Below are 12,862 nucleotides of genomic sequence, written 5' to 3'. Positions count from 1 at the left end.
TCCCAGGCCACATCCTTGTCGACGCGCTTGACGACCACCACTTTCTTGGCACAGGCCGCGGCGCCCGGGTGTTTCAGCGCCTTGTCGACGTTCTCCTTCAGCGGCACCACCTTGCCGCCGCGCAGCGAGTAGTTGGAGGTGATCACCAGCTTGGAGTTGGCGCCCTCGATACGGGCCGCCAGCGCTTCCGGCGAGAAACCGCCGAAGACGATGGAGTGCACGGCACCGATGCGGGCACAGGCCAGCATCGCCACCGCCGCTTCCGGGATCATCGGCAGATAGAGGGTGACCACGTCGCCCTTCTCGATCCCCTGCGCCTTGAGCACGTTGGCGAAACGGCAGACGCGCTCGTGCAGGTCGCGGTAGGTGATCTTTTCATCTTCGCTGGGATCGTCGCCCTCCCAGATGATCGCGACCTGGTCGCCGCGGGTTTCCAGGTGACGGTCGAGACAGTTGTAGCTGGCGTTCAGCGTACCGTCCTCGAACCACTTGATGGAGACGTTGTGCGGATCGAAGGAGGTGTTCTTGACCCTGGTGTACGGCGTGAACCAGTCCAGTCGTTTGCCCTGCTCGCCCCAGAAGGTATCCGGATCGTTGATCGACTGCTCATACATCGCGGCATACTTCTCACCGTCGATATGCGCATTGGCAACGAACGCCGGATCTGCCGGATAGACTTTCTCTTCACTCATTGTGGTGCCCCTAGCCTTGGAAACTTGTTGTTATGTGCAGGATGTACCGTATGCTGCGGGCGCATGGAGGCGCAGAAGCAGCGATACGGGTGCGGCACGGCCTGTTGTAATTGCTCTTGTATGCCGCCGCTTGAGTAATCTAGCTCTTATTAAAGTTATACTTGAGCGGTGCTTCATCCCTGAATTAGACATTGGTCTATCGACAGTTAGACTAAAGGACAAAGGCATTCAGAGTTAGTAACCACTTACACACAGTTAAGACCAAACTCGCAACCTAACGCAGTATAGTCGGGGGTTAGCGTCTTGGGAGTTACAGCTCGATCCCCTCTTCCCGCATTCGAGCAAGCTTGTAGCGAAGCGTGCGGGGGCTGATACCCAGTTTCTCCGCCGCGTCCTTGCGGCTGCCGCCACAGGCGTTCAGGGCATCGAGTATCAACTGGTATTCACGCTGGCGCAGGTCCTGACCCAGAACTCCACCCACCTCTTCAGGCTCGGTGCGCTCCACTTCGTCCTGCAGGGGAGCCACTATTCCGGCAGCAAACGAAGTGCCACCCAACGGAGTGCCGCCCAACGGGATCGCCCCACCGGCCAGATGGAGATCGGCTATATCGAGCAGGTTGGATGGCTGCAGGATCAAGGCACGCTGAATTGCGTTATCGAGCTCGCGCACGTTGCCCGGCCAGTCGTGCTCGCGCAGTGCGACCTGGGCCTGCACGCTCAGCTGAGCGGAGGGGCGTTTCATCTTGGCGCAGTGGCGCTGCAGGATGCGCTGGGCCAACGGCACGATATCCTCCCTTCGCTCTCGCAACGGCTGCCACTGTAGCGGGAAGACATTGAGCCGATAGTAGAGATCCTCGCGAAAGCGCCCCTCGGCGACATACGCCTCCAGCTTGCGGTTACTGGTCGCCAGCACGCGCACATCGAGCGCGATCGTCTTGCGACCGCCGATCCGCTCGACCTCCTGCTCCTGCAGCACACGCAGCAGTTTGGCCTGCAGTCCAAGGTCCATCTCACTGATTTCGTCCAGCAGCAGGGTACCGCCATTGGCCTGTTCGAACTTGCCAGGGGCGCTGGTGTAGGCTCCGGTGAAGGCGCCTTTTTCGTGGCCGAACAGGGTCGCTTCGAGCATGTTTTCCGGTATGGCGGCACAGTTGATGGCGACGAACGCCTGGCGCGCGCGAGTGGAGTGATCATGGATATAACGCGCCAGCACCTCTTTCCCGGTACCGGACTCCCCGGTGATCAGCACCGTGGAATCGGTTTGCGCCACCCGCTGGGCCAACTGCAGCAACTGCCGACTGCCGGGCGATTCGGCCACCGGCGCCTCACGCTGACTTTCGCTCCTCGCCCCACCGGCATGATTACGGATCAGCTCGATCAACTGCTCCGGCTCAAAAGGCTTCATCAGATAGTCGACGGCGCCATTACGGATCGCATCAACCGCTTTTTCCACCTGACCGAAGGCGGTAATCAGCGCCACCGGCAGGCCGGGATAGCCCTGTCGCAGCTGCTTCAACAGCGCATGCCCATCCATGCCCGGCATATTCACATCGGACACCACCATGTCGGCGTTCTGCCGCTTGAGCAGCTCCAGCGCCTCTTCGCCACTGCCGGCCAGGAGATGCTTGATGCCGGCCAACTCCAGGGTATCGGCGAGTGCTTCGCGTAGATCCAGGTCATCTTCTACGATCAGTACACAGGGGCTCATAAGGGGGTTATCCATCGTTTTCAACAGAGGGTAGCAGAAAGGTGGCACAGGTACCGACACCGGGGGCCGAGGTCAGGCGAAACTCACCGTGGTGCGCACGAGCCACCACCTGCGCCACGGCCAGCCCGAGCCCGGTGCCATGAGACTTGGTGGTATAGAACGGCTCCAGCGCCTGCTTGATCTGCTCGGGCGCCATCCCCGGCCCCTTGTCGATCACATCCAGGCGCAGCCAGGGCGGTTGATGGCTAAGCCGGATCTGCAGCTCCGCCCCCTGCCCACTGGCCTGGAGTGCGTTATTCACCAGATTCAGGATCGCGCCGAGCAGTGCCTCCAGATTGCATTGAATGGTCAACTCGGGCGCCTCATTGACAAAGCCGCAGTCAGCATCGGCATGAGCCAGCGGCATATCAAGCAGATCGTCGATACGAGCGACCAACTGCGCGGCCGTCACCCGGTTTTCCAGTTTGGTTTCACCCCGGGCGAAGATCAGCATATCCCGCACCTGCTGCTCCAGATGAGTCAGCCGGGATTTGACCTTGCCGGCAAAGCGGATCCGCTGCTCATCGGTCAGCTCGGGGGCTGCCAGATGACTGGCGTACAGCAACGCAGCACTCAGTGGCGTGCGGACCTGATGCGCCAACGACGCCATCATCCGCCCCATCTCGGACAGACGCTGGTAGTGGTTTACCTTCTGCTGCAGTAACCGCGTGTCGGTCTGATCGGAGACGAACACCAGCTGCCCCGGCTCGCCTTCGAGCGCCCGGGTCGCAAGACTGACCCGCTTGCCGTTCTTCAGGGAAACTTCATGGCCATCGTCGGGCCGTGGAGCAAAACAGGCGGCAATGACATCGACCCAGCGTTTGCCAAACAGCTCAACCCCCAGCAGCAATTCCGCCGCGGGATTGCACTCGGATATCTCGCCCTTGTGGTCGATTACCAGCACACCGCTGGGCATCTGATCGATCAGCCGCCGAAGTCGTTGTGCCGCGTCCCGCTCGCTGCGCAACTGCTCCAACTCGCGCTCCAGCTCGGCGATTCTCGCCGTATCGCTCATTGGCGCTCTATCCCGTATTTACGCATCTTTTCAACCAGGGTGGTGCGGCGGACGCCCAACTCGTCCGCGGCGCGCGCCACCACGTTGCCACAGCGCGTCAAAGCCTGATTGATCAGCGATTGCTCCAACTTCTCCAGAAAGGGTTTCAGCTCTATCCCCTTCTCCGGCAGAACGACAGCAGAGTTTTCCAAGCGCTCACCTGGCTTGACTGTCGACGCTATCGCACACAGATCCGTGACATGAGGAGTGTCATAGCGAGATGGATCGGGCTCATCCAGATGCCGGAATTTTGGCGGTAACTCCGATACCCCGACAACCTCACCGGGGTAAATAATGGCCAGACGCTCCATCAGATTTGCCAGTTCCCTGACGTTCCCTGACCAGGTGTGGCGCTTGAGGGATTCCACAGCGGATGCGTGAAGTTGAAAAGGCATCAGCCCTTGATCAGCTAAACGCTCAGCCAGGTTATTAATCAGTAACGGCAGGTCCTCCAGGCGATCCCGCAACGCCGGCATCTCGATGGGGAAAACATTCAGTCGGTAATAGAGATCCTCTCGAAAACCGCCCTCGTCGATCATCTGTTCGAGGTCTTTGTGTGTCGCTGTGATAATCCGCACATCGGCATCGAGCGTCTTGCTGCCACCGACGCGCTCGAACTGACGCTCCTGCAACACCCGCAGCAGCTTGACCTGCATCGGCAGCGGCATATCACCGATTTCATCAAGAAACAGCGTGCCGCCCTGGGCCAGTTCGAAACGCCCGGCTCTGCTGGAGATAGCACCGGTGAATGCCCCTTTTTCATGGCCGAACAGTTCGCTCTCAAGCAGTTCGGATGGGATTGCACCGCAGTTCACCGGAACGAAGGGGCCTGCTGCGCGTGGCGAGTTTTCATGCAGGATGCGAGCGACCACCTCTTTGCCGGTGCCGGACTCGCCGGTAATCAGCACACTCACATCCCGTGACGCGACCTGCGAGATCAGTCTTTTTACCGAGTTAATCGCCTCGCTTTGGCCGACGAAGCCGTCAAACTCGGGCGCGACGGCGTTCAACCCCAAGCGCTTGAACAGGTTACAGCGGTGGATAAGATCGAGCACATCGTCGTAACGGTAAGGGGGAATCAACTCCCCTACCACCCCCATCGACTGAGCATCGTAGCTGGACTCTTCATCTCCCCAATGCTCAAGCATCACTTTGGGCAACACACGGCCTTTGCTGTTGAGATCGACCAGAAGCTTTTCCAGCGAGATCGGCAAACTGCTGCGGCCAATCAGGATCAGGCCGAACTTCTCGAGATCGACCGAACTGCCGCGCTGTAGCCAGCTGACATAGTCAAACCGATGAGCGGCAACGTCGATAAAGGCAAGAAGCTCCGCCAGCCGTGACGAGCGCTCAAGGTCATCGTCAAGAATCAAAGCGTCAATTTTTTCACTATCCATGACTTATACATACGCTGCGTTTGTTGCTAAAGTGCCTTTCAGACGGCCATAAGTCAATCATTTGACGCTTATTTTATCGACGATTCGGCCGATACAGGACAGAGGAGCGTCAATAACAACTCTATTTGCTCAAATACGCAGGTGAACAATCCCTGATCAGGTTCTTCACGAAGAATAGTGTGTTATAAAGGCTCTACGGCCCTTTGGTTTCAAATAGATAACGACTAGACAACTACGCCGACAGGAAACTCTGGTACATGTTCAATGATAAAGTCATTCTGATTACCGGTGGGACAGGCTCTTTTGGGCGGCTCTATACCCAGACGCTGCTGACCCGCTACAAACCCAGAAAGCTGATCATCTACTCCAGAGACGAGCTCAAGCAGTATGAGATGCAGCAGGAGTTCAATGCCCCCTGCATGCGCTACTTTATCGGCGATGTTCGCGATCAGACCCGGCTGATTCAGGCTACCCGCGGGGTCGACTACATCATTCACGCGGCGGCGCTGAAGCAGGTGCCGGCAGCGGAGTACAACCCGACAGAGTGCATCAAAACCAATATTCATGGTGCCGAGAATGTCATCCATGCGGCACTGACCAACAACGTCAAAAAGGTCATTGCACTCTCCACGGACAAGGCGGCGAATCCGATCAATCTTTACGGCGCTACTAAACTGGCTTCAGATAAACTGTTTGTTGCTGCCAATAATATGGCCGGCGGGCTTGATACCGAATTTTCGGTAGTCCGCTACGGCAACGTGGTCGGCTCCCGTGGCTCGGTCGTCCCACTGTTTAAGAAGCTGATCGAGAGTGGTTCAGATCACCTACCGATTACCGACAAGGAGATGACCCGCTTCTGGATCAGTCTTCAACAGGGCGTCGACTTTGTTCTGAAGAACTTTGAACGGATGCATGGCGGAGAGATCTTTGTTCCCAAGATTCCCTCCGTTCGGATCGTAGACCTGGCTACCGCCATGGCTCCCGACCTTGAGCAGCGCGAAGTCGGCATTCGCCCAGGTGAAAAGCTGCACGAAGTCATGTGTCCAATGGATGATTGTCATCTGACCCTGGAGTTTGACGATCACTATGTGATACGCCCCTCCATCATATTCAACAGCAGAAGCAATAACTTTGAGATTAATGAACTGGGAGAGTCTGGCCGCCCAGTAAATAGAGGATTTGAATACTCCTCAGGCGGCAATGCCCGCTTTCTGACTATCAACGAGATCAAAGAATTCAATCAGAAAGCAATATCCGGCTAGTCAATACCAGGATCGCAAACAGATAGACTTTAATACAAGCATGAATGTCAAAACGAAACCCTCTCGACTCTTATATGTAGTGCCGGACTTTTTCCCGTCGGCCAGTGGCTACGCTCATGCTTGCGAAAACTTCATATACGCTGTTGCTGACCTTGGATATGAAGTTCTTATTCTGAGTTTTAAGCCCGCAGAACTGCCTACTCCTCACGACAACATCGCAATAAAGTCAATTCTGCGATCGAGCCGGGATGAAATGAAAACTATTTTTAAAGAGCAGCTTGGTTCAAATTGGGATGCTCTCATTATTGAAACGTTCGAAAACAGTGATGTCTGCAACTGGCTGATCGACACCCTCAATATTCCTCTCGTTTCAACTGCCGTCAGAATTCACGCTGCCACAGAAACTGAAATCTATGCGTCGACACCAAATGAGTACTACAGCAGAATGTTTGACGAGGCAAAATGTCTTGCATCGAAGGTTCCTAACATCTGGTCTACCACAAAGTACTACATAGATTTTTTCAAGGACCAATACGGACTTACACAGGTTGAAGGCTATTTAAAAAGATACTCGATCATACCCAACATTCCAGATAAGCGTAAAAAAGAGCTGTTGCCAGAGCCATCAGCACATATAATAGACATATTAAGCAAAAACAATAAAAACAAAACTCTATTTGCTCTGGGGAGAATGTCCGAACAAGGGGTAAGCCAGAAGAACTTCAGAACGTTACTCGATGCTATCGCAATAGCACAGGACGAATTAAAAAAACTAGGTAGTAAAGTCTTAATCATTGGTGATGGTGAGCTTCGAAGGAGTCTTGAGATACAAGCTAGGTCGATAAATATATCCGATCTCGTTTTATTTGTATCTAAACTTTCACATGAGGATATCCTGCACCTTACCCGTATCTCTCATGCCGGCATATTAATATCCACGTATGAGGGGCACTCCATGTTCTCCGTGGAGTGTCTAAGCAATGGCTTACCACTGCTATTCTCAGAAAAAACGGGTATTGCAGAATATATAGAACATGGCAAAACCGGAGTATCTGTAGACCCTAACGATCCATTTTCAGTTGCCGAAGGGCTAATCGAAATAACCCGCGGCGAACATAATAAAGACAGTATTAAATCACAATATTTGCAAAAGTTCGGGCAAGAAATCACGATTAGCAAATGTAAATTCATAATAGATCAGCTTGCGTCAAGATCAAAATACCCTAAAGCAATTGTATTTGGCACTGGCGGCTACTTAAATAAAGTGATCGAAAAGATCAACAGAAACTTCAATATCGTTGCTTTTGCAGATAACAGCCTAGAAAAACAAGGAGATTCATTATTCGGCGCTCCGATTATTGCCCCATCTCACATCCATTCTATAGATCATGACCTTGTCATATTAGCAAGTTCAGCGACAGAAAGTATAAAAGCACAACTTCTAGAACTAAAAATTCATGAAGAAAACATAATCAAACTTGATATGTAATAATCAGAAATATTGGATATAAACAATTCAACATCAGCACTTCATATTGGCAAAACATGAAAAAATTAGACAAGATCTCTATAGAAAATATGTCAGACTGGTTTACTTCAAAAACAGATCCTGACTATCAACTAAAAGACTACCTCAGCAGCAAAGGAAAAGGTGAAAAATTTTATCCTACGTATCAGCAGATCAGCCGGGATCTTTTCCGTTGCGATAGCATGTACGAAAATTTGAGTGAGGACTATGGTACAACTGATAAAGTCCTGGGAGATCCAAACCTTGCCCATATTGACGAAAAAGACTTTACAGATATCGTGAACATGGTATCTAATCAAGAATTGAAAATATTCGTAGAAGTTGGGTCTTTTTGTGGTTCTTCAGCACTATTCTTCTCCAATTATTTTCAACAGCATAATATAAACGCAATTATTATCTGCATCGACACTTGGTGTGGCGATATTAACATGTGGCTAAGACCAGAGTTTGATATCTACATGAACAAGTCAGATGGAAACCCTGATCTATTCAAGCATTTCATCAACTCTGTCATTAAGTTTGAGAAAGAAGACAGCATTATACCATTGCGCAGCAGCTCGGTTGTAGCAGCCAGAATTCTGGAGGTCCTCGCATACAAAATAGATGCTGTTTACCTAGATTCAGCACATGAGTCCGGCGAGACATTTATGGAACTCAACCTATATTTTGATCTACTCAGAGATGGTGGCGTTATATTCGGCGACGATTACAACATTTTCCCCGCAGTAAAAAAGGATGTAGATCTATTTTCTGAAGTAATAAATCAGAAAGTAACATTCTTCAACAACAAAAACAGCAAAAACCCGATTTGGATGTTTAAGAAATAAATATTTAGTGTCATCCGCCGGCAAGCGTGGTGGCGAATGGCCCTTTTAGATATTAGATAAATTTTCGAACATCCAGTGATAATCAGAATTACTGAAATAAGATACAACTTCCTTAGAATTTGATATTTTTTTCATTATATCGACGGGGGTTTTTACCAACGGAGTTTCTACTTTAGTCATCCATTCAGAATCTGGTATCACAGATGACAACTTTTCTTTAGCATAATTTGTGACGCAATTATTCAAAAAACACTCATCGTAGTGCAACTCGACACTTTGATTATATCCTTTTATAAAACCTTTAAATAAGTTGATATTTTTAGATAACGCCCCAATAAAATAATCACACTCCTCCACGTCAACATATAAGCCAATATCAGTTTTACCATTTGAATACTCTCCTTTTCTATAATGAGATTCGCCTACAGCGTTAGCGTATTTAATTGACAAATACTGTTCGAATAAATTATCTCGAATCAGATGAACTATTGGGTAGCCTCTATTGATAAAGTACGACAAAAGCACAGGCGGGTAAAATATATTATTCGATTCTCCAACCACATATGACCACTGATCATACTTAATATCCACAAGAAAATAATCTGTGCCTGAAAGCTTAGATAGATAATCAAAGTACTCTCCAATATATCGTGTAACTTCTCCCCTTCTATAGAATCCAATATTATTCTTGCGGTACTTAGACATCCAATAAAAATAATTGGAAGGGACTTCCGTTACATGATACTCAGAAGTCATGAAGATCTCAGCAAAGCTGGTTACCCGCTTTTGACTTTCCAAGGCCTGCCCAAGAGCCGTAGTGCCCGATCGCTGATTAGCACACAATATTATAGGCTGAGAGGACATCATTGATTTTCACCGATTCGAAGTTAAAGATACTATAGTGCTTTATCAGTTAAATGTTTTTACGACCAAGGCCGGCATCAATATAACGCCTTGCAAGCTCCTGTACACTTCTGCTCACAATAATGGCCGCCCGAGCCTTTTTTGCTATATCTTTGGCGCCTGATTTTTGGAGCAATAAATTCAGTGCAACTTTTTCCATTGTCATCCAATCATCTTTAGACACCAGTCCCACCTTCATCTCTGACATCAGAGCTTCAGCGACGCCTCCAACATTTGTTGCGACGACCGGACACGCCATTAACTGGGCTTCGAGAATCACATTCGGCATCCCTTCCATTCTTGATGTACTGAGCAGCAAATCGGCTTCTGCAAGATATGGCAGTGACGACTCCTGCGCCCCGGCCATAATCAGAGATGACTGTAGCGCACTACTATCTATAGCCTGCCGTACATCTTCATAAAGCGGCCCATCTCCCAACAGAATGGCCTGCAGCTCCGGCAATTTAGTTTTAAGCCTTGTGATCATGTCTACGAAGCGTAGCGGTTGCTTCTCATCCGCCAACCTCATCACACCCAGAACAAGCGGTACCCCTGCCGCGATCCCATATTGTTCTCGAATACTGCTAACCATTTGGCCGGTCGGCGCTTGAACCGCGTTCGGGATCGCTTCTATAGCTTCATCCGGTAGCCCCAACCATTGACTGTATGACTCCGCACCCGCTTGGCTGTTATTAACTAGCGCCACGCCGTCCAGACTCAATAACGCCTGATAACAACTCTTGAGTTGACTCTTGGCGACTGGAAAATACTGCAAATCGGTGAAGTGGTGGGGCTCAGCATTACGCCCCGACATCAGAATATTCGGGACGCCAGCTAATACGGACGCGACGCCCGCTGCAATATTGCCGTCATCCAAAAAGCTGATAACCAACTCAGGCCGTCGCTCTAGTAAAATATCTACCGTCTGCAAGATGTCATGCAACCCTCTTGTCGTGAAGTAGGGCGCGAGAGTTGGGACTTGCTCCGGTACACCCGACTCAGATTCCAACCAATCCCAGGATGCCCGCATATCAGGTAGATACATACGATTTACACCCGCGTCGCGTAGCTCATCTGCCCACAAAGTGGTTTGGCTACTGTCCTTCGCAGTACAGATAAGATCTACATCCCAGCCTAACTCTCTCAAGCCACACGCCAACAATACCATTTGCCTTTCGGCACCACCTTTAACCAATCCGTGCAGCCAGAGCGCCACGCGTTTTGGAACAGCTGTGTAACGTGTATCATGGCGTTTTTCGATCAGCATTTCCCCTAGTCTCTGAGTGCGCGCTTGCAACGCAGCCGGGACATCATGTAGCGCGGGTATATGTGGGGCGACAAGATCAAACGGCCCGTATCGACGGGCTTGATCAAAAATGGCGCTGCCATGGAGCTTGAGATCCGCGAATACTACGATAAGTGTATCGGCCGGGTTTAAATCCTTCAGTTTGTCCGCTCCATACACAGGTAAGCCCGCCACATTGGAAAGCGCGTTTCGTCCACTCGACTGACCATCAATTACACCTTCAAAACGATAGGGTGATTGCAGCAGCAAATACGGCAAGTTGCCTGATAGTCCCCAAGCCCATGCCTTGCGCCTTCCAGATATGACCTCTTCATGCCTATCGGCGTTATGCATCACCACGCCTTTAAGCCTCCGCACGCCAGGGGTGGCTTCGCAGCCAGAGCTCCAATACAAGAAGTGACCACGCGTGATAGAAACCCAATTGCCGTAAAGGTCCTGAGACAAAATCTGATAGAGCCTGGGGAGGAAGCAGATCTTTTAGACAACACTCAGGCTCCTCTAACAACGCGGCAAGACGCTCGACTACAGAGGTCCTGGCAATATCGTTCATCGGATCTACACCAAAACCCTTTTTTTTCCTGTCTATCCATTCTGCAGGCAAGTACCGCTTAGCCAAATTTCTTAGCAAGAATTTGGCTTTGCCTTGTTGAGTCAGCCTATCAGGCGCCAAGCCTGCGGCGAATTGTGCTAACTCCGGTGAAAGATAGGGTGTTCGACACTCCAGAGAGTGCTGCATACTCATGCGATCTACCTTCGCGAGGACAAGCGGCAGATAATTGGCGACATCCATCTCCCTGAGACGGTTAAGTACCGGACGGCTGTCCAAGTCGATACGCCGCCGCCACTGCATAAAGTAGTCTGCGGTAGCACTCGGTACCTCACCAAACAGACCCGCAAGCTGTGCATCGTTATACACAAGCACTCTGTAGGTATAGTCACGTCCTATATGCCAACGGCGCGCCAGAATATCATTGGCATGATCCGTAGCCGCCTCAATACAATCGTAATATCGTTGATAGCCACCAAACATCTCATCACCACCATCTCCCGTTAATGCTACGGTGACATAACGCCTGGCAAGTCCAGAGATGGCATAGGTTGGAACACACGAGCTGTCCGCATTAGGCTCATCCATCGCAGCAGCCAGATCCGCGTATGCACCATACTCTGCCGGATCGATCATCTCATCGTAATGCTCCGTGCCCAGTCGTTCGGCCATGAATCGAGCCTCCAGATGCTCACTTTCCGGCACACCTTTGAATCCGACCGAGAACGTTTTGAGGTTTCTGCCCACTTTTTGAGTGACCAGCGCGACCGCGGTTGACGAATCAACCCCCCCTGACAAAAACGCCCCCAGGGGCACATCGGAGATCAAGCGCCGTTGCAGCGAATCAACCATCAACTCCTCAAGCTGATCAGTCTGCTCATCCAACGACAGGCTGGATGGAGTCGAGTCCGTTAGAAACTGAAAATAGCCACACGCTCCACCTATCCCTTGTCTGTTCACCCGAAGGTAAGTACCAGGCAATAGCTTGGAGCAATTTTTGTAGATTGTGTAAGGGGCCGGCGGATGCTGGAAAGCAAGATAGGTTGCAATATTTGCCTTACTGATTGTGGCGTCGAAACCGGGTAGCAGAGTTAACGCCTGAAGTTCCGATGCGAAAGCGAATAAACCATTTTGCATGCAGTAGTAGAGGGGCTTTTCACCGAAGGGGTCACGTGCCAGTGTCAACTCGGATCGAGTAATATCGTACCATCCGAATGCGAACATGCCGTCAAGCCGCGTAATGAAATGATGCCCTTCATAGCCCAAACCATCGAGTAGAACTTCTGTATCACTATGACCGTTAAAACGGCGCCCCTGTGACGTTGCGCAGGCACCCAATGTCTGAAAATTGTATATTTCACCGTTGAATACCAATGCGTGATCACCGTTTAGCATCGGCTGATGTCCAGCATTTGATGTATCGATAACACTGAGCCGCCGATGAGCTAACGCACAGAAGCCATCATCGGAAACCCAAACACCATGATCGTCAGGCCCCCTGTGCCCCATTGATGCAGCCATGGCCGAAGTCAGATCACGCAACTGATCTACTCTGAGTCGACTATCTATATTTAAAACACCGGCGATGCCGCACATATC

Annotated in this window: 10 protein-coding genes; 3 read left to right on the top strand and 7 right to left on the bottom strand. The window is 51.0% G+C overall.

Features of this window, described 5'->3' with window-relative positions; genetic code table 11:
* The 4 genes from KQ940_RS12620 to KQ940_RS12605 form a co-directional block, all read right to left on the bottom strand.
* On the bottom strand, window positions 1–692 hold a 692-nt coding region (locus KQ940_RS12620), incomplete at its 3' end, for an AMP-binding protein (protein WP_217414001.1).
* A gap of 310 nt (window positions 693–1,002) precedes the next feature.
* On the bottom strand, window positions 1,003–2,400 hold the full coding sequence (locus tag KQ940_RS12615) for a sigma-54-dependent transcriptional regulator (protein WP_217414000.1): 1,398 nt from the start codon (window positions 2,398–2,400) through the stop codon (window positions 1,003–1,005).
* A gap of 7 nt (window positions 2,401–2,407) precedes the next feature.
* Entirely contained in the window at window positions 2,408–3,454 is a 1,047-nt protein-coding gene (locus tag KQ940_RS12610) for a sensor histidine kinase (RefSeq protein WP_217413998.1), read from the bottom strand.
* Window positions 3,451–4,890 carry a sigma-54 dependent transcriptional regulator gene (locus tag KQ940_RS12605; protein ID WP_217413997.1) on the bottom strand — a complete coding sequence of 480 codons (1,440 nt, stop codon included), beginning with the start codon at window positions 4,888–4,890 and terminating at the stop codon, window positions 3,451–3,453. The genes KQ940_RS12610 and KQ940_RS12605 overlap by 4 nt, the downstream gene beginning before the upstream one ends.
* A gap of 257 nt (window positions 4,891–5,147) precedes the next feature.
* On the opposite strand from KQ940_RS12605, the gene pseB reads away from it, so the two are divergent.
* The 3 genes from pseB to KQ940_RS12590 are packed head-to-tail and all read left to right on the top strand — an operon-like array spanning window position 5,148 to window position 8,507.
* Window positions 5,148–6,152, top strand: a complete 1,005-nt coding sequence (gene pseB / locus KQ940_RS12600; protein ID WP_217413996.1) for a UDP-N-acetylglucosamine 4,6-dehydratase (inverting) — start codon at window positions 5,148–5,150, stop codon at window positions 6,150–6,152.
* Window positions 6,153–6,192: 40 nt separating this feature from the next.
* Window positions 6,193–7,641, top strand: a complete 1,449-nt coding sequence (locus KQ940_RS12595; RefSeq protein ID WP_217413995.1) for a glycosyltransferase family 4 protein — start codon at window positions 6,193–6,195, stop codon at window positions 7,639–7,641.
* Between the two features lie 56 nt (window positions 7,642–7,697).
* Entirely contained in the window at window positions 7,698–8,507 is an 810-nt protein-coding gene (locus KQ940_RS12590; RefSeq protein ID WP_217413994.1) for a class I SAM-dependent methyltransferase, read from the top strand.
* Window positions 8,508–8,552: 45 nt separating this feature from the next.
* Here the strand turns inward: KQ940_RS12590 and KQ940_RS12585 are convergent, their stop codons facing one another.
* From KQ940_RS12585 to asnB, 3 genes are read right to left on the bottom strand one after another with little or no spacing between them, the layout of a single operon-like run.
* Window positions 8,553–9,371 carry a hypothetical protein gene (locus tag KQ940_RS12585; protein WP_217413993.1) on the bottom strand — a complete coding sequence of 273 codons (819 nt, stop codon included), beginning with the start codon at window positions 9,369–9,371 and terminating at the stop codon, window positions 8,553–8,555.
* Between the two features lie 49 nt (window positions 9,372–9,420).
* A complete protein-coding gene (locus KQ940_RS12580) occupies window positions 9,421–11,049 on the bottom strand; it encodes a glycosyltransferase (protein WP_217413992.1) in 1,629 nt (542 codons plus the stop codon).
* Between the two features lie 10 nt (window positions 11,050–11,059).
* Complete coding sequence (gene asnB, locus KQ940_RS12575; RefSeq protein WP_217413991.1) at window positions 11,060–12,859, bottom strand: asparagine synthase (glutamine-hydrolyzing); 1,800 nt, start codon at window positions 12,857–12,859, stop codon at window positions 11,060–11,062.
* Between the last annotated feature and the right edge of the window lie 3 nt (window positions 12,860–12,862).

Source organism: Marinobacterium ramblicola (genome assembly GCF_019084545.1).
Classification (GTDB): Bacteria; Pseudomonadota; Gammaproteobacteria; order Pseudomonadales; family Balneatricaceae; genus Marinobacterium_D; species Marinobacterium_D ramblicola.
This window is presented reverse-complemented; position numbering and strand designations above follow the sequence as displayed.

Excerpts from the sequence above, each read along its gene's own strand:
- KQ940_RS12610 (WP_217413998.1), bottom strand. The coding sequence starts at position 3,454 with ATGAGCGATACGGCGAGAATCGCCGAGCTGGAGCGCGAGTTGGAGCAG.
- KQ940_RS12605 (WP_217413997.1), bottom strand. The coding sequence starts at position 4,890 with ATGGATAGTGAAAAAATTGACGCTTTGATTCTTGACGATGACCTTGAG.
- KQ940_RS12585 (WP_217413993.1), bottom strand. The coding sequence starts at position 9,371 with ATGTCCTCTCAGCCTATAATATTGTGTGCTAATCAGCGATCGGGCACT.
- KQ940_RS12580 (WP_217413992.1), bottom strand. The coding sequence starts at position 11,049 with ATGCATAACGCCGATAGGCATGAAGAGGTCATATCTGGAAGGCGCAAG.
- pseB (WP_217413996.1), top strand. The coding sequence starts at position 5,148 with ATGTTCAATGATAAAGTCATTCTGATTACCGGTGGGACAGGCTCTTTT.
- KQ940_RS12595 (WP_217413995.1), top strand. The coding sequence starts at position 6,193 with ATGAATGTCAAAACGAAACCCTCTCGACTCTTATATGTAGTGCCGGAC.
- KQ940_RS12590 (WP_217413994.1), top strand. The coding sequence starts at position 7,698 with ATGAAAAAATTAGACAAGATCTCTATAGAAAATATGTCAGACTGGTTT.
- asnB (WP_217413991.1), bottom strand. The coding sequence starts at position 12,859 with ATGTGCGGCATCGCCGGTGTTTTAAATATAGATAGTCGACTCAGAGTA.
- KQ940_RS12615 (WP_217414000.1), bottom strand. The coding sequence starts at position 2,400 with ATGAGCCCCTGTGTACTGATCGTAGAAGATGACCTGGATCTACGCGAA.